Origin of the sequence: Zooshikella ganghwensis, from assembly GCF_018263875.1 — a bacterium.
In the GTDB taxonomy this organism is placed as follows: Bacteria; Pseudomonadota; Gammaproteobacteria; order Pseudomonadales; family Zooshikellaceae; genus Zooshikella; species Zooshikella ganghwensis.
Genome location: NZ_JAEVHG010000001.1, coordinates 710,921 through 734,238 on the forward strand (window position 1 = coordinate 710,921; position 23,318 = coordinate 734,238).

Here is a 23,318-nt window from a genome sequence, read left to right on the forward strand (position 1 = left end):
TTGTTTACTCTATTTTATTTTCTTATCAAACCGATCCAGATTCATGACTTTTACCCAGGCGGCAACGAAATCTTTGACAAACTTTTCTTTTGAATCTGCTGTGGCATAAACTTCTGCTAATGCACGCAGCTGTGAGTTTGAGCCAAAGATTAAATCGACACGGGTGCCAGTCCACTTTACGTCACCTGTCTTGCGGTTGCGACCTTCAAATAAACTGTCGTCTTTTGATATGGACTTCCAGGTGGTTCCCATATCTAGCAGGTTGACGAAAAAGTCGTTAGTTAAAGTCTCGGGCCGATCAGTGAAAACACCATGTTTAGTTTGTCCTGTATTAGTATTCAAGACCCGCATTCCCCCTACCAATACTGTCATTTCAGGTGCAGTTAGGGTTAATAATTGGGCCTTATCTACTAACAGCTCTTCAGCGGAAACACTGTAACTGCCTTTTTGGTAATTGCGGAAACCATCTGCAATAGGTTCCAATACAGCAAAAGACACTACATCAGTTTGTTGCTGAGTGGCATCCATTCGGCCTGGAGTGAATGGAACAGTAATGTTTTGACCAGCATCCTTAGCTGCCTTCTCTACCGCCGCGCAACCACCTAATACAATCAAATCTGCTAACGAGATTTTTTTGTTACCTGATTGGGCACCGTTAAATTCGGATTGAATATTCTCTAGCACATTGAGCACTTTAGATAATTGCGCAGGTTCGTTTGCTTCCCACTCTTTTTGAGGGGCTAACCGAACCCGTGCACCGTTGGCGCCGCCACGCATATCAGAACCACGGAATGTAGAAGCCGATGCCCAGGCAGTAAATACCAACTCAGAAACCTTGAGACCCGAATCCAGTATTTTGCCTTTAAGGGCAGCTATGTCTTTATCGTCAACTAAATCGTGGCCCACTGCGGGAATAGGGTCTTGCCAGATCAGTTCTTCGTCAGGTACTTCATTACCCAAATAGCGTGCACGTGGCCCCATATCTCGATGAGTCAGCTTATACCAAGCTCTGGCAAAAGCATCAGCAAAAGCTTCTGGGTCTTTTTGAAAGCGCCTGGCAATGGGCTCGTAAATAGGGTCCATTTTTAATGACAGGTCAGCTGTAGTCATGATGGGGGCATGCCGTTTAGCAGGGTCATGAGCATCTGGCACTAGATCAGCCGCCGCACCGCCTTTGGGTACCCATTGATGGGCACCTGCTGGGCTTTTGGTTAACTCCCAGTCATAGCCAAACAAAATATCAAAGTAGTCGTTATCCCATTTAATAGGATTGGCAGTCCAAGCCCCTTCAATGCCGCTGGTGGTGGTATCTCCACCTTTACCTGTACCGTGGCTGTTTTTCCAACCCAGCCCCTGCTCTTCAATACTGGCACCTTCTGGCTCTGGACCAACAAGCGCAGGATCACCTGCACCATGACACTTACCAAAGGTATGCCCACCAGCAACCAGGGCTACCGTTTCTTCATCATTCATTGCCATCCGGCCAAAGGTTTCACGCACATCAATACCAGATGCCACAGGGTCTGGATTACCATTTGGCCCTTCAGGGTTAACGTAAATCAACCCCATTTGCACCGCAGCTAATGGGTTTTCCAAGTCTCGTTTACCGGAATAGCGTTTGTCATCCAACCACTCTGATTCGTTACCCCAGTAGATATCTTGCTCAGGCTCCCAGACATCTTCACGGCCACCAGCAAACCCAAAGGTTTTGAAACCCATTGATTCAAGGGCGCAATTACCTGCCAAAATCATCAAATCAGCCCAAGAAATTTTCCTGCCGTATTTTTGCTTGATAGGCCATAGCAACATTCTGGCTTTATCTAGATTACCGTTGTCTGGCCAGCTATTAATGGGGGCGAAGCGTTGATTGCCTGTACCCGCGCCTCCACGCCCATCACCAGTTCGATAGGTGCCTGCACTGTGCCATGCCATACGGACAAATAATGGTCCATAATGACCATAGTCAGCAGGCCACCAGTCTTGTGAATCAGTCATTAAGGCATACAGGTCTTTTTTGACTGCTTGAAGATCTAAACTATTAAATTCTTTAGCGTAATCAAAGTCTTTATCCATCGGGTCAGATAAAGAAGAGTGCTGATGCAAAATTTCTAAACGTAACTGATTGGGCCACCACTCTCGGTTTGAAGTACCGCCCCCTGCAGGGTGATTGAAAGGGCATTTGCCAGTGTTTGTCATAATTCTCTTCCTACTTAGTCATGTTACGGCAATATAGCGAAAATATTTTAGATTAAATAAAGACGCTTATTGGGTAAGCTCATCCTGTTAATGAACAAAACTATTTACAAGATGTTTTGTTTTATGTTAATAAATTAGCGAACATTTTTTCAAAAAAATTAAAAACATTAATACAGCAGTTGCTGTAACAAATTTTAGTAGGTGTTAATAATACCAGAAAGCTTTGTTGAAGATATAAATAGCCCTACATCCGTCAACTCAATTCCTACTTCTAAAGGGTACCTCTAAAAATGCATTTTTTTCGTAATAGCTGTGTCAGCGCGGTAATCTTTTCCTGCTAGCACTTTTTAAATACCTGAGGTTGCTATTGCTAAGCATAAAGCAGTTGCTTAGCCCTAAAGAATAAGACTTAACTTCAGCTATTTTGAATGCCGTTTCTGATTCTCCTAAATGTTAGAAATGTTGTTTGAAATATAGAGTGGTTGCTCTTGTTGATAAAGAGCGCTTTGGTAGTAATATAGTTTACTTATAGTAAACAAAAGCTGTTTTTGGAGTTGTCAGATGGACAAGTTGCGGGCAATAAATATTTTTAGGAAGGTTGTTGAGCTTGGGAGTTTTACTGCTGTTTCTGAAGAAATGAAATTATCCAAGGCTGCTGTAAGTAAAAACATTAATGAGCTTGAAGCTTTTTTACAAAGTCCTCTCATTAACCGGACCACTAGAAAACTGCATGTTACAGAAAATGGGCGGCGTTATTACAATCATATTTGTATAGTTTTAGATGAGCTTAATAATGCAGACCGAGATATCATTGAGTCTACCGAACAACCTCGGGGATTATTAAGGATCAGTGCGCCTATGTCTGCTGGCTTATTGCTAGTGAACCCAGCGATTTGTGAGTTTATGAGTAGCTATCCTGAAATACAGATTGAGTTGGTAATGAATGATGAATATGCTGACTTGATTGACAAGGGGTTTGATATTGCTATTCGTGGTGGTGGAGCACAAAAGAGTTCAAGTTTGAGGTCTAGAAAGTTGATGGAAGTTGAAAGGGTACTTTGTGCTTCACCAGAGTATTTAACCCGTATGGGTACCCCAGCTCAAATAAAAGACTTACATTCTCATAATTGTATTGTTTACAGTTTGTCATCTTCTCCGACAAGCTGGACCTTTTACCGGAAAGGTAGTACAGAGATATTTAATTTTAATAAAGGTACTTATTCTGTAGATAATGGTTTAGCGTCAAAACAGGCTGCTTTGGCGGGGCTAGGTATAATACTGACACCGAAGGTCTTTGTTGATGCTGAGTTACAATCTGGAAGACTTATTTCCTTATTGGAAAGCTGGAAAGCAGAGGTCCATGCATTATACGCTATCTACCCATATCACAATGAGACATCAACAAAAGTACGCCATTTTGTTGATTTTCTTGTAGAGAAGTTTGCACAGTACTGAATATGTTTGAGAGTAGTGCTATTTGGCACATAGTTTGGATCGTTGAAGCGAAAAAATTAGCATTAAAAATATTGAAAATAAGATGTACATATACCTTAAAGGGGCATTCAATCATGATGCCCCAAAAAGCAGAATAAAAATGTTGAGCGAGACTAAGATCAGGCAGAATAAAATGGAAATAACGCTTCCATTTTACTTTACTTTATTTAACAGCTTAGGCATTTTACCTGTAAAATCTATCCAAGGGTTATTATTAAGTAGCTCGGCACCTGCTACACTTGGTTCTTCATAACGCATAACAAAATTTTTAGGTCCATGGGCATAGGCAACAATTAAGCCTTGCTCTGTATCGAAATAACCTCCATGAGGTACCAATCCAGGATAGCTAATGCGCCATGCTTTTCCCTTTAGTCCAACAGCACTAAGCGTCAACTTGCCAACAATGTTATTGGGTAAAGCAACAAACCAAGTCCATGGGCCACCTGATACAATAGTCATTACTTCATCAATGCCCATACCATTATCAGAGCTGTTTACATGAAGTTTACCAAGTTTCGATTGTATAAATGCCCTGGTTTTTGGTGTTAATGTCTTCATATCATAGACTTTTGGATAAGGCGCCTGACTTTCTTCTGAAGTTGAAAGATACCCTCCATGATGCCCTTCAGGTGTTCGGCCTGCTAACTTAATTTGCTCTAATAACTCTCCTCTATGTAATGAAAAATAGGATATCAGCTGGTTAGCTTCTGCTTTTGTAATGGCTCTATTTTGAGAGGCTTTCAGAATTGGTTTAGCGTCTTTCGGCAAGGGTAAATTGCTTACTCGAACACCTACTGAGCGTAGAATAAGATTGACTTCTTCCAGACCTTCAGTTGCAGTTTGACCGTTACTGTATTCAAGCTTAATCTTACCTTCAATATTATTTTCCTTAGCAGAACTAACTGTTGTGAGCGTAAAAAGTACTAAAGATATTGCTAGATAAAAATACTTTTTCATAAATGTTTTTTCTCAGTTGGATTATTAAATTGAATGTGTCACATTCTTTGAAATATTAATTTATATAAGGTGTTTAAAAAAACACCATCTAAGTGAATTTATTATCAATCATGAGTAAACAATGATTAATATACCTACACCCAAAACGAAGGGTTTTTAGGGTCGGCTGCCAAGATTGCCGACAATAAACCCTACTAATGTGTCGGGAACACATTAGAACAGCTTCGCTGGCCCGTTAGGGTGAGCGCTATGGATAGCGCACATAAAAATGATTCGTGAAGGTGATATGAGTAGTCATTATTGTAGTGCTAAAGCAAAAGTGGCTTGGCCATGCTTGAGTTTGTTTATGACATAGGTGAAGTGAACAGTAGGGGGTACAGGTGTAGGGAATGTTGTTACCTCCATCATTTATAAAAAATAACTTGCTGGTAGAACCTTTTTGTAAACTCTTAATATCTGATAAACCCGTTGGTATGGAAATATTTACTAAAAGTTGTTTTTAAGTGTATAGTGCATGATATATTAACCTAACAGAAAAAATAACTAAAAGGTCTGATGGTATGGATAAATATATAGTCACAAGAGAAGAAATAGAAGACTTTGAAGGTATTGATAAAACGCACTTTTTAAACCCCAATGCGCGCAGAAGAAATAAATCACTTGGCGATTTAACTGGATTGACAGGCTTTGGCTTTCATATTATAGAAGTTCAGCCAGGTTATGAGTCCACAGAATTACATAAACATTACCATGAAGATGAATGTGTATATATCCTTGAAGGTGAAGCAAAAGCCACTATTGGTGATCATCATTACCACGTTAAAGCGGGTGACTTTATAGGTTATCGGGCAGGAGGGTTATCCCATAAATTAACTAATACAGGGACTGTCACTTTAAAGTGTATAGTTGTAGGGCAGCGGTTAGATCACGATGTAGGCGATTACCCTAATAAAAATAAACGAATTTATAGAAATAAGGATATGAAAGCTAATTTGGTGGACTTGGCGAGTATTGAGGAACCTGTTGTAGGTAAGAAATCATAGTTTTGCACATTTTTTATGGTAATGATGCTATTTAATTTTCCGAAAACTAAAAATGATTCATGAAGGGTATAAGAGCTGCATTAATATTGTGCATATAACCCAGCTAGCATTAATACCTACATTAGGACTAGACATAAAGTTGTCGTCTAGTCCTAATGTACTTCTTATACATTGTATAACCTTCACGAATCATTTTTATGTACGCTATCCATAGCGCTCACCCTAACGGGCCAGCGAAGCTGTTCTAATGTGTTCCCGACACATTAGTAGGGTTTGTTGTCAGCGCTCTTGACCACCCAGCTAGCACCATTAAAAAACTGTTGATGCTATCGCTAGTCGTAACAGACCAGACTAGCCCCACTAAAAACCCTTCGTTTTGGGTATATTTTTCCATGTAGTGTTTTCTTGCTCTCATAAAAAAAATTACTATTATTAGAAGTGTCCTAAAGTAAAAGAATTCTGTGGACAGTTCAACTTCACAGGGATGTATGAGCCTGTATTTTTCCTGCATGAGTTTGCTTAAGTAGGAGAAAACTATGGTTATAGCAAAATGTGATAAAAGGATTTATACAACCAAAAATTTGCTTGAGTATGAAAATATTTTTTCTGTTTTAGTCACATCAATAGTTGATAATGTTCTCGGTAAAATTGATGAAGAAAAAGATATTACTTCAGGCGATGTGGAGCGACATTATCAGTTAGCATTACTTCTTTCTTATCTTGATATTGAAAGCTTAAAGCAAAGTTTAATTAAACAAGTGATACCTCAGTTCGTAATAAGTGATAAATTAAGTAAATGGTATTACGCATTAATGTATACCAATATCATTAAAATGCCACAGGTTGAGGAGATCAGACCTGTGTTATTATCTTTACCAATACATGCTCATGACTCATTTGAGTTAGCCGTTAATGATTGTATTGTTCGTTATCTTATGATTGCGCTTAAACATGTGATTGAGCAAAAGCGCATAACAAGTAAGCATGCTATTGATATCTGTGATTATATTGTACATATAATATGCCCTAAAGTTGATAAGGCGACCATAAGTACATTGTGCCGCATGGTTGGTGACTTTTATATTGGTCAAAATAAAACATTAATATATTTATCTATCGGATGCGGTGATGGTCAGGCAGATAGTCGATATGTGAAGGCTCTAAAAGCAAGATATCCTGACTTAGATTTGCGTGTTGTAGGTTTAGAAAAATATATTTCATGTGATAAACATTTATTTGAGTCTTTATTTAATGGAAAGGTTATCTATTTTTCTGATAGGACAGATAAGGAAAGTTATCCCATACTTGCATGCCAAGCGCTAGGTGATTTAGACGCAAATGTATTGGCTGTCGAACGTTATGCATTACATCACCTAGGAATTTCTTTTGAATGCTTTAAAACACGGCTCGAAGGAAGTCCGTTATTATCAGTTGAAGAACCGGTGAATCTTTATGAAAGGACTCACTTATGGATGAGAGTTGCCCGTATAGCCTATGATTTACTGATTAACTGGTGTTTTGATCAATATATTGACCAGGATTGGATTTCTTCTGCGGTTATGGGGCCTAAGCCCAAGTCAGAAAAATTTAATGTACTTTATCGTTGGGTCGAAAAGATTCCGATAGAAAATACTCAGATAAAAGATGTCTACCCAAGAACAGATGTTATTCCTTATCATCAGTTTGTACATTGACTGTAAAAATTAGTGTTAATAAATAGAAAAAGGGGAGCTTTGCTCCCCTGGTAAAAAAATAACACTATACCCTTCACGAATCATTATGGTTATTTGAAAGGCTAAAAGGGTACTAAGGATATTAAAGTCCCATAGCTGAAGAGGTACTGCGTCGTGGATCTGCTGCACCATAAAGCGTACCGTCTGGTCCTACTAAGATACTTTGTATTGCGCCCATTGCAGGTTTCTCTGAGACGGTATGCCCCATTGACTCAAGCAGTTTAACGGTATCAGGGCTAATGCCTTGTTCTACACGAATTTCATCGGGTAACCACTGATGGTGAATACGTGGTGAGTTGACAGCTGTTTGGACATTTAATTTATGGTCTATGACATTCATAATTACCTGCAGGGTAGTCGTTATAATTCGAGAACCACCTGGGCTGCCTGTGATTAAAAAGTTTTTACCATCCTTTTTCACAATGGTAGGTGACATAGAGCTGAGCATGCGTTTGTTAGGCTCTACTTTATTGGCATCACTGCCAATTAAGCCATAAGCATTAGGTTCACCTGTTTTGGCGCTAAAGTCATCCATTTCATTATTAAGTAAAAAGCCTGCACCATCCACGACAATACCAGAGCCGTAACTAAAGTTAATCGTGTAAGTATTAGCAACGGCATTACCCCACTTATCAACGATTGAAAAGTGTGTGGTTTCATTGCTTTCATAACCAGGAGGGTTTCCAGGCTTAACTTGTTTGCTTGGAGTTGCTTTATCCTGTGAAATTTGCTGGCGCAAGGTTTTTGCGTATTCTTTATCGATTAATCCTTTGCTTGGTACATTTACAAAGTCGCTATCACCTAAGTAAGTGGCACGATCAGCATAAGCGCGCTTCATGGCTTCTGCCATTAAATGAATCGTTTTTGCAGAGTTTAAGCCATAAGAACCAATAGGATAACCTTCCAGAATATTTAAAATCTGGACGATGTGAATACCGCCAGAGCTTGGCGTTGGCATGGAGTAAATATCATAGCCACGGTAAGTTCCATGTACAGGTTTACGAATGGCAGGTTGGTAGTTTTTTAAGTCTTCATGAGTTATTAAACCATCATGACGCTTCATTTCTTCAACAATCAAATCTGCTGTCTTGCCTTCATAAAAGCCAGCAATACCTTGTTTGGCAATGCGTTTTAGGGTTTCTGCCAGATCTTTTTGAACAAAAAGTTCACCCGGCTGATAGGGAGAGCCGTCGGCTTTATAAAAAGTTTTCAATGAAGCAGGCCATTTTTTTAGCATTTTTTCTGCATCTTGAGTACCTTTGGTAAAGCGAGGGGGTACTTTAAAGCCTTTTTCAGCCAGTGCAATGGCAGGTGCCAGTGCACGTTCGCGAGAAATAGTACCGTGTCGTTCTAAGGCCTTTAACAGCCCTGCAACAGTCCCTGGTACACCTGCGGCTCTATGGGTAAAACGGCTACGGTTTTGTACAACATTGCCAGCTTTGTCTTGAAACATTGTTGGCGTTGCTGCGGCGGGTGCTTTTTCACGGTAATCAATGGCTTCGACCAGCTTATCCTGTTCTTTGGAAATCAGCATAAAGCCGCCACCACCGATATTACCTGAGCGGGGCTGAGTAACAGCCAGAGCAAAGGCAGCGGTTACTGCGGCATCAATGGCATTACCGCCTTCTTTAAGCACTTCGACAGCGACCTTAGTAGCTAATGTATGGCTAGTGACCACCATTGCTTTGGAAGCTTCAACAGGAAGACTACGATCTCCCTCAAAAATAAACTGTTCAGTAGCAGCCCAGGTATTAATGTTAATGATAGATGCTGCTGAGAGCGTCAAACTACTAATGATGAGTTTATAATTCATTGTTTTTTTGCGTTGAAAGCGCGTAAACATTCGCCAATTCATTTTTATTCCCTGAGTTGTTTATGTATTTTATGCCCTTCATTGAGGGCAGTTGTTATTGCATTTGCAACAGAATTAACTCAGTTGAACCCCCGTGCTGCAAATGCTGTTTTAGTTTTTACGCATAAATAAACAAGTGGCATTTGGGGTATTTTACACCTACATCGGAGGGTATATACTCTTCGCGAATGATTTTTAGGCTTTGTTACCATCGCTCTTGACCACTAAGGATGGTGGGAATGCAGTTTATACAGGAGCATTTAACTGCCACCCCAGTCATTTAGTTTATCTAAACGCCTGGGGCTTCATCGCTCGGTGGTCTCGCCTAAATAACCCTTCGCTGTGAGTAAATACCATTTTATTTTGACACCTAAAAATGATTCATTATGGGTATATTCTTCGCTTTGGGTATATATACCAGATTAAAATGGGTTTGATTAATCATTAAAAGGCTATCCAAAAAGGATACGTCAGTAGGCGTAAACTTCCCGATACACATCTTATGCTGCTAAGAGATTTGAGACAAGAGGGGGACCCACTTGTCTTAAAATAAATGGCAAGTGGGTGTTCTGTTTTATAAAGGTAGAAACGAGTAGGCTAATTAAAAATGAGACCTTAATTCGTTTGCAATAGCTTTGGGTGAATTAATGAGTCTCAGCCTGCTGTAAAAATACTTCGAACTCTTGACAGCCACCAATATATTCTTTTCCATGGAATATTTGGGGTACGGTTTCTACCGGTTTACCAATCGTTTTTTCTAAATCAGCCTTTGTAATATTCTCTGCATGAATATCAATGTAATTAAAGTCTAACTGTTTGTCTTCACACAGTTGTTTGGCTCTACGGCAAAAACCACATCCCTCGCGTCCAAAAATAGTAATTCGTTGCATGTTAAAGCCCTCAATAAAGAATTTATGAATACCTTTGCTGGATGGCAAACAGTTTGAAGCCGTTATTGCTGCTGTTTCTTAAGATGAATTGCACCATAGTTTCCGTTATCAGGCTAATTGCATTAAGCAATGCTAATGATTAATGAAAACTATAGGCTAGTTGGCATCAACAGTATTAAGTGATGGCCCGCTATTCATTTGTCAGGTATAACAGGGAAAAAATGTCGTCTGTTACTAAAGTTAACTATACACCCTGAGAGATCAATGTTTTTGAGTCGGGAGTTAGTTCAGACTATTTGAATATTCAAATTACTTTGGTGGTATATAGGGACCATAAACAGTGGTTTCCACAAAATAGCCAACCGTTGAGTTATTTAACACTCATAGCAATGAGGGTAATGGCTGCTTTACATAGCATGTAGCTAAAGCTGGTCTTGCCATGAGTAGGTAGCGAGAAGTCTAAGTAATAGGCTGCGTAGTATTGGTATTAGTAAGAGGTTGTATAACAATCACATCATTGGGGCACAGCTGAATTTTATCGCAGGCTGAAGCTGTATCCCCTGATAGAAGTGCAAGGTTGTTATATCCTTAGAGAAGTAGTAGGTGGCAATGAAACGATTGTTAATTATGTTGGCAGGTACTGTTTCGTTATTACTGGGAGTTGCCTTCTGGTTGACTGACGGTGAGCCGAGGGTGGCGATGACTGCAGAGCCAGCTCCCTTACAACATCTACTGGAGAGGCACACACCGACCTTTCTTCCAGCGGAAGGAGTTTATGAGATTGAAGCAACGGAGGCTGACCTCAAGCAGCTCTTTGTGACATTGGTTCAAAAGTACCCTCAGTGGCATGTAAAAGGTGTAGATATTGAACTCATGGAGCAAAAAGCACTTATTCGCTCCTCTGTACAGGTAGGCCCACGTTACTTGAATGTAACATCGCTAGTGGGTATCAGAGGTAACAAGCCTGAGTTACTAGAAGTGCAGTTAGCAGATCAAGTATTGCCTGAATGGCTTGTTAATCTAGCGATTGAGAACACCCAGCAAATTGCTCGGTTAGAGCCTGTATGGCAAATGTATCAGAGTATTGAGCGTGTTCGCATTGCGCCCCAAAGAGCGGTGCTAGCTTATCACTGGTCTGAAAGAATGGTTTCTGCCCTCAATAAACAAGGCAAAGATTTTTTGTTTTCCCCTGCTGATCAGCAACGTATCACAATGTATTTAGTTGCAGCTCATAAATACGCTGAGCAAAGTAAAGTAAAAAGAGAGCCGTTACCCAAATTATTTCAGCAACTATTCCAGTTAGCGCAACAACGCACACAAACGGGTGAATCAGCCGTCGACGAAAACCGGGCATTACTGACGGCGTTAGCGCTTTATCACTCCAATTTAGACTTATCTGACTACAAGGTGCCTAAGGCTTTGCTTAAGCAGCGTAAACGCTTTTACCTGAATAAAAGAAAAGACTTAGCCAGACACTTTGTGCTATCTGCCGCTATGTCTCTCTATATGGGAGACAGGCTGACAGATAGCGTTGGTTTATTAAAAGAACTAGACGATTCACGAAACGGGTCTGGTTTTAGTTTTTATGATTTAGCTGCAGATCGTGCTGGTATTCGCTTTGCTCGCCAAGCAACTAAATCAGAGACTTTGGCTAAACAATTACAAGCTATGTTGGCGGTTTCTGTTGATGAGGCCATGTTGGTGCCTGCGTTTAAAAAGTTACCTGAAGGGATGTCAACAAAGCAGTTTGAAGCTGAGTTTAAGGATACCCAAAGTGCGGGTTTCAAGCAGCTATTGCAATCAATAGACAGCCAGATAGAGGCGAGTCCTTTATACAGAAAGCCAAATGTGATTGCTGAGTAGGCAGTTGGACCGCTTAGGCTGCTATGGTGGTGATGATTGCCCTGCATCAGGTGATTGGGTATCCTACGCCCCTCAAAAAAACATTTTCTGGTTATATACCCAAAGGGTATAAAGTGATGGGGTAATAAATCATGTATGTTGACGCATCAGTTGTAGCGAGTGTGCTAGTGGTTGTAGGTGTATGTGCCATTGTGGTGTTTGGTGGTCGTTATATTGCCAAACGGATGCGTGAAGATGCTGCCAGCCAATAAAAATAGCTAAAAAATGGCTTTAAAACAGAGGTTTTTAACCTCTGTTATTAACCCATCATTTATTGACCTTTCTTCTTAAAAAAACAATTATTTTAACGGCTCATTTTACGAATGATGGTTTGTAAGTGCTCAACATGTTGCTTAATGTCACTAATAACCTGTTGGGTTACACCTTGAGGTTTCATGTTTTTCCACTGTTGTCCGTATAGTTGTTGACCTTGTGGATTAAAAAACAGTTTTGTCTCGTGAAGCTCAATGCTGATGGGACCATCATTATTAAGTACTTTGTGGGTACTTTTTTCAGTGTAGTGAAATAATCGACCCTGAGAAAAATAATACTTGTGGCTGCCTTCCGCACGTCGTCCATCTTTACGGTGCTCTTGAATAAAGCGCAGCTGACCTTGTTCAAGGAAGGCGTCGTATGTTGAGAAAGAGTCACCATCCTGCCACGTACCACTGATTTTATGCATGGTATCTTGTTGGGCTTCAACCAATAAAGCCTGCTTTTTGAGTGTTGCGAGTTGAGCACTATCTTGAATTGCTGCGATTTCTGGTGCTTGAGCATTCTGATAAGGTTTAGTCTGGTCAACCAGGCAGCCTGTTAATAGGGGGAGTGTGCAGCTTAGTACTACAGCAGACCGTGATACTGTTAGCAATCCTTTCATTCTCTGTCTAACCTCATGATGCATTGTTGTCTATTTTCTTTCAGATGTATGCTGAACAGAATCTATGCAGTTTAACGATCCATTGCGTATAACTCATGATTTTATGTGTGGCTTATTTCTCAATTACAAAATATACCCTGAGAGATGTACATTAAACGTAGCATTATAACTTTGAGTTATAGTTGTATTAGTGGCTTACTCAGTCTCCCGATACTGGGTTTATATCTGTTTTATCTCATTTATAACTGAGATTAATAGCGATCGATAAAATAAGTCGTTATTGATGCTATACCCTTCGTTGTGAGTATATGTACTGTTGGTTTGGAGAGTGACGTGCAGTCGAATTATCGTATAACACAGGGCAACTGGAACGAAGCGATGCAGGTTATTTCACAATTGCCTGAGTTTGAGCGAGACTACTCTATTGAAGTATTGGCTCAGCGTGTGGCAAACAAGGCGTATTCATTATTGATTGCCTGGTATGGTGAGCGACCTGTTGCGTTTAAATTAGGTTATGCCCTTGATGATGATCGTTTTTACAGTTGGCTAGAGGGGGTGATTCCCGCTTATCGTGAGCTAGGTATTGGCACTGACTTACTTGTCCAGCAAGAGGCCTGGGCATTAAATCAAGGTTATAGTGTACTGGAAGTAAAATCGAGAAACTGCTTTCCCAAAATGCTGCGCTTACTACTTAAGCAAGGCTATTTTATCAGTCATGTTGAGCCACAGGGGCAAGTGGAGCAACATATTATTTATTTTTCTAAGTCTTTTTCACGGCTTTTACAAAGCAGCTAAACCGTCGGGCTTTTATTTACAAGTCTTAGGTTAATGCCTATTTAGTTAGCTGAAACTCATCCTGCGGCGTTACACCACAGTTAGCTATTAATCTTTATGTTAAAGATTGAGTACTATGGTACTTTGTTGGTAGGTGGTATTTTTACCCTGTAAAAGTAGCACCTACCATACTTGTTTAGGTATTCAAGGAATTGAAGATAATGATAATGACAAATCGGCTGTTAGCCATAGATATCTTTCGGGGAGCCGCTGTAATCTTTATGATTTTAGGGAATACCCCTGGCAGTTGGGATTATGTATTTCCGGCATTAAAGCATGCCCAGTGGCACGGTTGGACACCGGTAGATTTAGTGTTTCCTTTTTTTCTGTTTATTGTTGGCCTGGCAATGGCTTATTCATTGCAGCAATACTCTGGTGAGGATAGAAAAAAGAAAATAATTCGCCGTGGTGGTTTGATTTTTTTAATTGGTTTTATGCTTAATGGCTTTCCTTACACTCTGGATGCAATAGGGCACTGGCGTGTTATGGGCGTACTTCAGCGAATAGCATTAGTATATTGCATTGTGGCATTACTGGTTAATACGTTAAGCCGACGTCAATTAATGACTTTTATTATTATTAACTGGGTGACTTATTGGGCTGTTTTATTGTTAGGCGCGACAGGTGATGAGCCATTAAGCATACAAAATAATATGGTTCGCCAGTTAGATTTATGGTTATTAGGTGCAAATCACATGTGGCAGGGTCATGGGTTAGCGTTTGACCCAGAAGGGATACTAAGTACTTGGCCAGCCTTGACCACCACGCTATTAGGGTATGTTGCAGGTTTATGGTTAAAAGATGTGATTTATCAGGACCAGTATGCTGCCCAGCCACAAAAGGTCAATATGCGGTATATAGGGTTAAGGATGGCTGGGGTAGGGTGCACCTTGATTATTGCGGCTTATGGCTTTAGCGCAATGGGTTTGCCAATAAATAAATCGTTATGGACACCAAGCTTTGTAATGTTAAGCAGTGGGTGGGCTTTTATTGTGTTGGCAATATTAATCAGTGTATTCCCTATGTCGAAGACACCCAAACTGCTTTCGCCAGTGCTGGCTTTTGGTTGTAATCCGTTATTGGCGTATATCATCGCCGATTTGTGGGTGAGAGTACTCTATAGCATTCGTATAACCGATAGCCAAGGGCAAACAGCATATGACTGGTTATTTAATGAAGTTTTTGCTAACTGGGCAGGACCGTGGTTAGGCTCGTTAAGCTTTGCAATTACTCATGTGTTGCTTATTGGTCTAATTATGTATTGCTTATATCAAAAAAAAATCTTGTTTAAAGTTTGATTAGGCAACACATTCAGTCAGTATTTGCCATACTTGTGAATAGGGTTTATGCGTTCGCGATGGGTTACTCCTATCATTGAGCGTCTATCATTGTGTCGTGAGTGTATTATGTCGGTTAAGTTGTTTGGTATACCTTCATTGCTGTTGTCATGTAGCCTTATTACGGTATCGGCCTTTGCTGCCAGTAAACCTTCTGCTCCCTGGCTATCGCTAACGGTGCCCAACACTGGAAAATCAATGGCGATTGGTTCTTATGCTGCAGGCTGCTTAGCGGGAGGCGAATCGCTACCACCCAATGGTAAAGGGTTTCAGGTGATGCGTTTATCTCGAGCGCGTTTCTATGGGCATCCTGAGCTAATCCGCTATATCAATGACTTGGGTGGGAAGATAGCGGATAGGCAACTAGGTACGCTGTTGGTAGGGGATCTGGCGATGGCGCGGGGAGGCCCCATGGAGGGTGGGCATCGAAGCCACCAGAATGGGTTGGATGTCGATATCTGGTTTACACTGGATAAAAAACATCACTTGGATCTCTATCAGCGAGAAGCATTGAGTGCTTTTTCTGTTATTCAAAAGAAGCGCTATGCACTGGATACCTCTCGTTGGACACCAAAACATGATTCTGCCTTACAGTCAGCGGCACAAGATGGTCGTGTTGAGCGTATATTTGTTGCCCCATTGATTAAAAAACGTTTATGTACTTTTAGAAAAAACAAGCAGGATGACATCTGGTTACGTAAAATACGTCCGTGGTGGGGGCATGATGATCATTTTCATGTGCGTTTGAAATGTCCTTCGGAAAGCCCATTTTGTCGACCACAAAAACCAATTCCTGCTGGTAATGGCTGTGATAAAAAGTCACTCAAGTGGTGGTTGACCGTGACAGCACAGCAACATGCCAAAGCGCAGAAGGCTAAAAAAGTGGTTGCCCAGAAAAAAACGAAAAAGAAAGGAAAACCATTTTGGCAAAAAGTAAAATTACCGGAAATGTGTCACAAAGTTTTTGCGGATGAGGCGCGGTATTTAAATTAGTTGTTTGTATGAAAAATAAAAAGCTCATATTTATTATGGGCTTTTTTAATGTAAAAGACGATAAAGTCACTTAAAAGTCAGGTGCACCATTGAATGATGCCCAAAAAAAATGCCCGTAAAGACGGGCAAAATGCATTAGGGAAAAGAAGATTTACAAGCCGAAATAGCCCTGCAATGAGCTAATTCGAGTTTCATTATAAGTTTTTTGTTAAATTTTTAAATGGTTATTGTGATACTAATTTGCAACTTTAGTGTTAAAAATGTTAACCAACTGTTGTTGCCTGTTACGATACTCATGTGATTGTGATCATATTTTATTGGTATAACAACAGCCTGTTAACAATGTTTGTTTTAAATAGGTCCTTTTTTTAAGTAACACTTCATTACATCTACTGTGTATTCGTTAGATGTAATAAATGTCACATCTTTGTCGCAGCATTCTTTTTTGTTAACTGTGTTGGTTTTTCTTGTGATTGACTAGCCAATATTTTTTCTTTAGCCAGCTCGTATAATATTTCCGTGCTTTTTAATAACATTGCCAAGGGTACTGCTTCATTAATGCCGTGATAGTTAACAGGTGGTCCTGCAATCCGGCCTAGCATAGGTCCTGCTGCGATAAGGGGTAAATATCCTTTGGCGTCTGTCCCACCACCAATGGCTTGAGCAGGGCAGTCTTCTCCCATTACTTTACGGTAGGCATTATTCACAAACTGAAAGTTGGGGCTTTCAGTGTCTCGAATATCAGGGGTTACCTTGGTACTTGTACTAAAGCTAATTTTTGCGTCTCGATGCTGCTGATTAAAGGCTTGCGTTAGTTGCGTAAAAACAGACTGAAAACGACTCTTGCCGGGTAATAGGCCAAATGTTTTACCATCCCAGGGTTTGTCTTGGTGGTCTGCGGCATAACGAATATCAATGGCTAATGTAGCCTTGTTGTGTGTCAAGTCGGTCTGTAATCGGGTAATAGCGTAAGTGGTTCCTGTGGTGAAGACTTTATCCTGTTTTTGCAGTAGCGCGGGGTGGTGTTCACCAAACACTTTGGTACCCCAGGTCCAGGCTACAAACTGGCTAAGCTGACTGAGGCCGTTTTGTTGCAACGTACCATTATCGGTCAGGTGTGCTAGGAAATTTGTGATGGCAACCAGAGGGTTGGCGCCATCCTCTCGGTTAGCGTGGGGCACTGAGCCGTGTTGAGCGCCAATCACTGAGGTTGTGAGCTTAAGCTGTGTGGGGCTGACTCGACTGATAGTCATAGGAGCCCGGCGGTAATCTGGGTCGTCAAAAGTATAGTGCTGGTAATCTGACTGTATTTGGTCAGCAAGATCATCCAGCAGGGTAGGATTGTCTGCTTGAAGAAGGACGACTGCCTCACTTGGTATCTGGTTGGTTGGACTGTCTTTTGGTGTGTTGATGCTGTGTATCCAAATACCTTGCTTGGGTGTTTCACCCAGTGCTGTAAAGAACTGAGGGCGTTCGATGCCTTTTTCTGCGCGGATACACCATGAGGCATCAAACACGATTCCCAGGTCAGGTACCGCTTGTGGGTTTTCTGCTAAGAACTTCGGCGTTGCCATATCCGTTTCTTCAGAGGTATCAAACCATACTTCCAAAGTGATGTTATTTAAAGCCTCTGGTGTTGCATCATAGTCTCTTGCAAGCTGTTGCAGGATATTGAGTGTGGCCATTGCTGGACCTTTGTTGTCCACTGCCCCACGACCCACCAGAAAAGGCTGCTTGGTTTGCTGAAGTTCACGTTGCTCGATACGGGGTTGAAAGGGTTGCCAGTCCATACCTCCAGGCGCCACAGTATCGAGGTGAGTGATAAAGGATAGTTTTTCTGTGCCATTGCCTAGCCGATAGCCAAATAAACGATAAGGGTCGTTTGGCTGATCGGGGCGATTTTTCCGCCACTCAAAATCTCTGATTTTCAAGTGTTGCTGTTGTTGATTAAAGGTTGAGATGCGCTGGTCAAGCACTGCCTTGATTTTGCTAAAAGACTGTTGGACTTCTTCACTTGAGCGACCTTCACTCCGGTAGCTGGGGATAGCGACTAAGGTATTGGTATCCTGGATAATGGCTTCAGCCAAAGGGTTCTTTTTGATAGTTTCGGGAAGCGTTTGCTGATGAGTAGGCGTTTGACTGCAACCGGCAATGGCAAGTGCAGTGGCGAGTATTGCGGCGGTTAATGGTTGTTTGTTGAACATTAATTTCCATCCTTGGAAGTGTGTTTAGTTGCAAAAAGATCAGCAGCAATATTTGGTCATCATATGATTTGCCGTCAAGAGCGCTATGAGGCCAGCTTTTGTGGTTTTATAGGGCAGCTTCTAAACCGCTCTTCGGCCATTTGGTTGGCAACGCTATTTGTTGATGCCTGTTCGCTATCTGCACGCTGAAATATTTCCAGCAGCGTATCGCCAATGCCTTCCACGTGCTGCTTGACTTGCAGGTGATCATAACCTGTTCGCTCGTGGGCGACATCGATAATCCCTCCCGCATTTATTACATAGTCAGGCGCATACAAAATGCCATGATGACGCAGTTTATCGCCGTGTAATTCGTCCTGCAGCTGATTATTGGCTGCTCCCGCGATAACAGAGGCTTTCAAAAGCGGGATGGTTCTGTCATTGAGTACAGCCCCCAGTGCACAAGGAGCAAAAACATCAACCGTTTGACTGTAAATAGCATCAGGCTCAACGGCTATCGCATTAAGCTCATCCTGGGCACGCTCAACTTGTTCGGATTGTATATCGGTAACCCAAAGTTTGGCGCCAGCTTTATGTAAATATTCTGCCAGTCGATAGCCAACATGCCCAAGCCCCTGGATCGCAACCCGTAAACCTTCCAGGTCAGAGCGGTCAAGGTAGTATCTGGCGCTGGTACTGAGACCAACGTAAACACCATAGGCTGTCATCGGTGATGGATCACCACTTTTAATATTGCCTTGTAAGTCCTTTTTAGGCGCAATACCCACTACATGGCTGGTGGTTTGTGCCATTATTTTTAGATCTTCAACACTGGTACCCGCATCTTCAGCGCTAATATAGCAGCCTCCCAGTCGATTAATAAATTCTGCCATCGCCATGAATAAATCAGGACTTTTGTCCTGGTGTGGGTCACCAATAATGACAGACTTACCACCACCCAGTGGCAAGCCTGCCAATGCTGATTTATAGGTCATGCCTCGTGACAACCTAAGCACATCATAGAGAGCATCATCATCAGTGGCATAAGGCCACATTCTACAACCACCCAAAGCTGGTCCTAACTCTGTGTTATGAATGGCAATAATTGCTTTCAGACCTGAAATTGGGTCATGACAAAACAGCACGTTTTCGTGTTGATCGTATTCATGGTGAGAAAAAATGCTCATGTTGATCCTTCCTCTGTTAGCAAGTGCATCTTGTTATTGTTTTATAGTGCGACTTTTTCATTTGACTGCTTTACGCTTTAAATGGTTTAAGTTCTAACTTCGTAGAAGTTAACGGCCTTTTCCTGTTGAACAGGCTTTTGGGTCGGTGAAACTGGTTGCTGGCTGATATCCATCATTGATGGCGTAGTGAATGTTTCTAGTAAGCTAGTCAGCGTGTTAGCAACCCGTTGATAGTTTGCCATTTTGATATGACCATAGCCTCGGATTTGCGGGATAAGAGCCGCCCACTTCAATGCAGTCGCATAGTTTTGGCTTGTGAGGTGGGTGATGATTAGGCTGACAGAATGCTCAAACTGTTGAATAAGTTGGCGTTCAAAACGGCGGTCTTTGGTCCAGCTAAAGGGGTCAAAGGGGGTTCCACGCAGGTGCTTACCATGCTGAAGAAGTTTGAAGACAGACTTAAGCCAGCCACCATAAGCATGCTTTCGTGGTAATCCCGTGAACGGATCACGTCGATTAAATAAGGGTGGTGCTAGGTTAAACTCCAGGCTGTAGTGTCCAGTGAACTGTGCGTCCAGGTATTCCTGAAAGCTTGGCAAACTAAACAGGCGGGCTACTTCATACTCATCCTTGTAAGCCAGCAAGTGGGCATAACTCAAAGCGATTTGCCGACTGAGTTGATCACCACACTTAAGCGCATGCTCTCGCTGTTGTACACGTCGCACAAGCTGTTCAAAACGGTTTGCATAACGTTGGTTTTGATAGGCGATCAGTCGCTTTCGCTGTTCAGCAATGATTGTGTTCAGATCACTGATTAACTGAATAGGCGTTGCCTGTTCCTGTGCATCGTTCCTCTCAGAGAGCTGTTGCATAACCTCTTCAGGGCAGTGGGCATAGCGCCTTCCCCATAAAAAGGCTTGCTGATTGAGAGTGACAGCAACATTGTTTAATTCAATGGCTTTGTTTATGGCATCGGCAGAAACAGGTAGTAAGCCATGCTGGTAAGCAACACCCACTATAAATAGATTGCAGGCAATGGCATCACCTAACAGTTTGCTGGCAACCGTGTGTGCATCAATAGCCCACTGCTGGTCAGGTGCTAAAGCCTGTTGGACTTGGCTAAGTAGTTCAGTAGAGGGGAGGTTGAAGTCTGCATCACGGGTGAAAGCTGCAGGCATCGTCAAATAATTATTGATGACACCTGCTGTTTTGAGATGGAGCTTTTCCAACACATCCTGTTGTGCTGCCACCATCAGATCACAGGCAAGCAGCAAGTCTGTACTTTTGCTGGGGGTGCGGACACTATTGATCTGCTGCTGATGAGGGGCGATACGAATATGGCTAGTGACACCGCCGTATTTTTGGGCTAACCCAGTCTGATCCAGCACAGAGAAGCCTTTGCCTTCAAGGTGGGCTGCCATTCCTAGTAAAGCACCTATAGTAACAACACCTGTACCACCAATCCCGGTCACGAGGATGTTATAAGGTTGGTCGAGCGGGAATGGTGTAGGTTCGGGTAATGGTGCTGACCAGTCGGTATTAATTTGTTGGCCTTTACGTAATTGACCACCTTTTACTGTGATGAAGCTTGGGCAAAACCCCTGGTTGCAGCTGTAGTCTTTATTGCAGCTGGACTGATCAATAGTGCGTTTGCGGCCTAGGGCCGTCATTTTCGGTTGGATCGACAAGCAGCTACTTTGTTGACCACAGTCGCCACATCCTTCACAGACTTCTGGGTGAATAACCAGTCGTTTGGCGGGATCAGGAAAAGCATTTCGTTTTCTACGACGACGCTTTTCAGCGGCACAGGTCTGGGCATAGATGAGCACAGTGGTACCTTCCGTTTCTCGCAGTACCTTTTGCACATGATCCAATGCATCACGGTTAAACACCTCAACCCCTGGCGCAAAGTCTTTAGGGTTTTGGTAGGCTTCGGGGGTATCTGTGACCACCACCGTTTTGGTGACGCCTTCTGCTGCTACTTGCTGGGTGATTTGACCCACACTGAGAGGACCATCAACAGGCTGTCCACCTGTCATGGCGACAGCATCGTTATAAAGAATCTTAAAGGTAATGTTGACCTTGGCTGCAACTGCCGCACGAATGGCAAGAATACCAGAGTGATAGTAAGTGCCATCGCCTAGATTCTGAAAAATGTGTGAGGTTTCAGTAAAGGGAGCTTGACCAATCCAGGTAACACCTTCGCCTCCCATTTGGGTGAAGGTATCGGTGTTGCGGTCCATCCATGTCACCATATAGTGACAGCCAATTCCTCCTGTAGCACGGCTGCCCTCAGGGACTTTGGTTGATGTATTGTGTGGGCAGCCTGAGCAATAGTGTGGTGCTCTTTGTACTGAGGGCGTTGCTGCTTCTTGATTGGGGGCTTGCTGGAGATACGCAAGTCTTCGCTTAAGTGCACTGTGCTGGGGTAAACAGGTGATTAATGACTGGCCTAATGCTTGAGCGATTATGCCAGCACTCAACTCTAGCTTTCCGGTCAAGCCAGTAGAGGCGCCGAGCGGTGAGGTCTTACCCATGATTTGGGGGCGCTGAGTATCTGGGAGGTGATAAAGCAGCTGTCGAAGCTGGTCTTCCAACAAGGGACGTTTTTCTTCAACCACCCAAATGCGGGGATACTGCTTTGCAAACGCAGTTATTCGCATGGGTTCCAGTGGCCAAACTAAGCCAGCTTTGTAAATACCAATCCCGGCAGCGGCGGCTTCTTGCTGGGTGATACTTAGTAACTCTAGGGCCTGCAATGTGTCGTAGTAGCTTTTGCCAGAAGTGACAATGCCCAGAGTAGGGGGGTGGGTTGGTTTGAGCTTTACTTGGTCAAGTTGGTGGTGGTAAACAAAGGCATGGATGGCCGGAAGTTTAAAATCATGAAGTCGAGCTTCCTGTTGTGCTGGAGGGTCAGGCCAGCGGATATTCAGCCCATTTTCAGGCAGCATAAAATTTGGAGGAGGGCTGAGATCAAGGGGCTGGTTATCAATACTAACAGCCATCGTTGAATCCATGATGTCAGCTAATGCTTTTACTCCCACCCAGCAACCACTAAAACGGGAAAGGCCATAGCCAAATAGCCCATAATCTATAAGCTCCTGCAAGTTGCCAGGGTAGAGTACCGGAATCATGGCATCGACAAAGGCGTAATCACTTTGATGAGGAAGTGTTGAGGACTTACACGCGTGGTCATCGCCAGCCAATGCCAGTACACCACCCTGCGGGGATGAGCCTGCTGCATTGGCATGTTTAAATACATCGCCCGTGCGGTCAACACCAGGACCTTTGCCATACCATAAGCCAAACACACCTTGATATTGAGCGCCAGGAAATAACCCTACCTGTTGACTGCCCCACACTGCAGTAGCACCTAAATCTTCGTTAATACCTGGTTGGAAGCGAATATGGTGTGCTTTAAGGTGTTTTTTTGCCTGCCAAAATGTTTTATCCAGTCCACCCAGAGGGGAACCACGATAACCGGAAACAAAGCCCGCGGTGTGTAATCCTCGCACCCGGTCATGCTGTTGCTGCAGCATCAATAGCCGAGTCACGGCTTGTGCACCATTGACATGGATGGTGCCCGAAGCACGGGTATACTTGTCGTCGAGATTGACGTCAGCCAAGTTCATAAGCTTGCTCCTCATCCCCTCAGAGGGGGTATAGGCCATCCGTTGACCTTGATGTTTTATTATTGTTGAGCACTAGGGGCTTAAAATATGAGTCAATTCAGGCGTTAAATGTCACCTAAAGCGCTATAAGCACATGCTCTTTATTTTGCCGCATTAGTATTAGTCTTGAGGAAACTATGAGATGCGGTAATGGTGCTGAGGGGGAGGT

15 protein-coding genes are annotated in these 23,318 nt (G+C 42.5%); 7 read left to right on the forward strand and 8 right to left on the reverse strand.

Features of this window, described 5'->3' with window-relative positions; translation table 11 throughout:
- Positions 1 to 9: 9 nt before the first annotated feature.
- On the reverse strand, positions 10 to 2,196 hold the full coding sequence (katG, locus tag KHS79_RS03170) for a catalase/peroxidase HPI (RefSeq protein WP_212716548.1): 2,187 nt from the start codon (positions 2,194 to 2,196) through the stop codon (positions 10 to 12).
- A 561-nt stretch (positions 2,197 to 2,757) separates the two neighbouring features.
- Here katG and KHS79_RS03175 point away from each other — a divergent pair.
- On the forward strand, positions 2,758 to 3,651 hold the full coding sequence (locus KHS79_RS03175) for a LysR family transcriptional regulator (RefSeq protein WP_212716550.1): 894 nt from the start codon (positions 2,758 to 2,760) through the stop codon (positions 3,649 to 3,651).
- 192 nt (positions 3,652 to 3,843) lie between these two features.
- On the opposite strand, the gene KHS79_RS03180 is transcribed toward KHS79_RS03175, so the two are convergent.
- Positions 3,844 to 4,647, reverse strand: a complete 804-nt coding sequence (locus KHS79_RS03180; RefSeq protein WP_212716552.1) for a hypothetical protein — start codon at positions 4,645 to 4,647, stop codon at positions 3,844 to 3,846.
- Between the two features lie 560 nt (positions 4,648 to 5,207).
- On the opposite strand from KHS79_RS03180, the gene KHS79_RS03185 reads away from it, so the two are divergent.
- Positions 5,208 to 5,690, forward strand: a complete 483-nt coding sequence (locus KHS79_RS03185) for a cupin domain-containing protein (RefSeq protein WP_212716554.1) — start codon at positions 5,208 to 5,210, stop codon at positions 5,688 to 5,690.
- Between the two features lie 536 nt (positions 5,691 to 6,226).
- Positions 6,227 to 7,384, forward strand: a complete 1,158-nt coding sequence (locus KHS79_RS03190; protein WP_212716556.1) for a hypothetical protein — start codon at positions 6,227 to 6,229, stop codon at positions 7,382 to 7,384.
- A gap of 121 nt (positions 7,385 to 7,505) precedes the next feature.
- Here KHS79_RS03190 and ggt read toward each other — a convergent pair whose 3' ends face one another.
- A complete protein-coding gene (gene ggt, locus KHS79_RS03195; protein ID WP_233468170.1) occupies positions 7,506 to 9,278 on the reverse strand; it encodes a gamma-glutamyltransferase in 1,773 nt (590 codons plus the stop codon).
- 641 nt (positions 9,279 to 9,919) lie between these two features.
- On the reverse strand, positions 9,920 to 10,165 hold the full coding sequence (locus KHS79_RS03200; protein WP_094786659.1) for a GrxA family glutaredoxin: 246 nt from the start codon (positions 10,163 to 10,165) through the stop codon (positions 9,920 to 9,922).
- A 609-nt stretch (positions 10,166 to 10,774) separates the two neighbouring features.
- Between KHS79_RS03200 and KHS79_RS03205 the strand changes: the two genes are divergently transcribed.
- Positions 10,775 to 12,028 (forward strand): hypothetical protein, encoded by a 1,254-nt coding sequence (locus KHS79_RS03205; protein ID WP_212716558.1) that lies wholly within the window; start codon positions 10,775 to 10,777, stop codon positions 12,026 to 12,028.
- 343 nt (positions 12,029 to 12,371) lie between these two features.
- Here KHS79_RS03205 and KHS79_RS03210 read toward each other — a convergent pair whose 3' ends face one another.
- A complete protein-coding gene (locus KHS79_RS03210) occupies positions 12,372 to 12,944 on the reverse strand; it encodes a hypothetical protein (protein ID WP_212716560.1) in 573 nt (190 codons plus the stop codon).
- 333 nt (positions 12,945 to 13,277) lie between these two features.
- On the opposite strand from KHS79_RS03210, the gene KHS79_RS03215 reads away from it, so the two are divergent.
- The 3 genes from KHS79_RS03215 to mepA all read left to right on the forward strand — a co-directional run bounded on the left by KHS79_RS03215 (position 13,278) and on the right by mepA (position 16,108).
- Positions 13,278 to 13,739, forward strand: a complete 462-nt coding sequence (locus KHS79_RS03215; RefSeq protein ID WP_157365409.1) for a GNAT family N-acetyltransferase — start codon at positions 13,278 to 13,280, stop codon at positions 13,737 to 13,739.
- Between the two features lie 200 nt (positions 13,740 to 13,939).
- Complete coding sequence (locus tag KHS79_RS03220) at positions 13,940 to 15,076, forward strand: acyltransferase family protein (protein ID WP_212716562.1); 1,137 nt, start codon at positions 13,940 to 13,942, stop codon at positions 15,074 to 15,076.
- A gap of 108 nt (positions 15,077 to 15,184) precedes the next feature.
- Positions 15,185 to 16,108: a penicillin-insensitive murein endopeptidase gene (gene mepA / locus KHS79_RS03225; protein ID WP_165773325.1), complete on the forward strand. Its 924-nt coding sequence runs from the start codon at positions 15,185 to 15,187 to the stop codon at positions 16,106 to 16,108.
- 419 nt (positions 16,109 to 16,527) lie between these two features.
- On the opposite strand, the gene KHS79_RS03230 is transcribed toward mepA, so the two are convergent.
- From KHS79_RS03230 to KHS79_RS03240, 3 genes are all read right to left on the reverse strand, one after another.
- Positions 16,528 to 18,312, reverse strand: a complete 1,785-nt coding sequence (locus tag KHS79_RS03230; protein ID WP_212716564.1) for a M20/M25/M40 family metallo-hydrolase — start codon at positions 18,310 to 18,312, stop codon at positions 16,528 to 16,530.
- Between the two features lie 83 nt (positions 18,313 to 18,395).
- Positions 18,396 to 19,478, reverse strand: coding sequence for a Glu/Leu/Phe/Val dehydrogenase dimerization domain-containing protein (locus tag KHS79_RS03235; protein WP_212716566.1), 1,083 nt, complete (start codon positions 19,476 to 19,478; stop codon positions 18,396 to 18,398).
- A gap of 86 nt (positions 19,479 to 19,564) precedes the next feature.
- On the reverse strand, positions 19,565 to 23,110 hold the full coding sequence (locus KHS79_RS03240; RefSeq protein WP_212716568.1) for an indolepyruvate ferredoxin oxidoreductase family protein: 3,546 nt from the start codon (positions 23,108 to 23,110) through the stop codon (positions 19,565 to 19,567).
- Positions 23,111 to 23,318 lie beyond the last annotated feature (208 nt).

Bases quoted from the DNA above. Each gene is read 5' to 3' on its own strand.
- ggt (WP_233468170.1), bottom strand. From the start codon at position 9,278: ATGAATTGGCGAATGTTTACGCGCTTTCAACGCAAAAAAACAATGAAT.
- KHS79_RS03205 (WP_212716558.1), top strand. From the start codon at position 10,775: ATGAAACGATTGTTAATTATGTTGGCAGGTACTGTTTCGTTATTACTG.
- KHS79_RS03180 (WP_212716552.1), bottom strand. From the start codon at position 4,647: ATGAAAAAGTATTTTTATCTAGCAATATCTTTAGTACTTTTTACGCTC.
- KHS79_RS03235 (WP_212716566.1), bottom strand. From the start codon at position 19,478: ATGAGCATTTTTTCTCACCATGAATACGATCAACACGAAAACGTGCTG.
- KHS79_RS03210 (WP_212716560.1), bottom strand. From the start codon at position 12,944: ATGAAAGGATTGCTAACAGTATCACGGTCTGCTGTAGTACTAAGCTGC.
- KHS79_RS03230 (WP_212716564.1), bottom strand. From the start codon at position 18,312: ATGTTCAACAAACAACCATTAACCGCCGCAATACTCGCCACTGCACTT.
- KHS79_RS03185 (WP_212716554.1), top strand. From the start codon at position 5,208: ATGGATAAATATATAGTCACAAGAGAAGAAATAGAAGACTTTGAAGGT.
- katG (WP_212716548.1), bottom strand. From the start codon at position 2,196: ATGACAAACACTGGCAAATGCCCTTTCAATCACCCTGCAGGGGGCGGT.
- KHS79_RS03200 (WP_094786659.1), bottom strand. From the start codon at position 10,165: ATGCAACGAATTACTATTTTTGGACGCGAGGGATGTGGTTTTTGCCGT.
- KHS79_RS03240 (WP_212716568.1), bottom strand. From the start codon at position 23,110: ATGAACTTGGCTGACGTCAATCTCGACGACAAGTATACCCGTGCTTCG.
- KHS79_RS03190 (WP_212716556.1), top strand. From the start codon at position 6,227: ATGGTTATAGCAAAATGTGATAAAAGGATTTATACAACCAAAAATTTG.
- KHS79_RS03175 (WP_212716550.1), top strand. From the start codon at position 2,758: ATGGACAAGTTGCGGGCAATAAATATTTTTAGGAAGGTTGTTGAGCTT.
- KHS79_RS03220 (WP_212716562.1), top strand. From the start codon at position 13,940: ATGATAATGACAAATCGGCTGTTAGCCATAGATATCTTTCGGGGAGCC.
- mepA (WP_165773325.1), top strand. From the start codon at position 15,185: ATGTCGGTTAAGTTGTTTGGTATACCTTCATTGCTGTTGTCATGTAGC.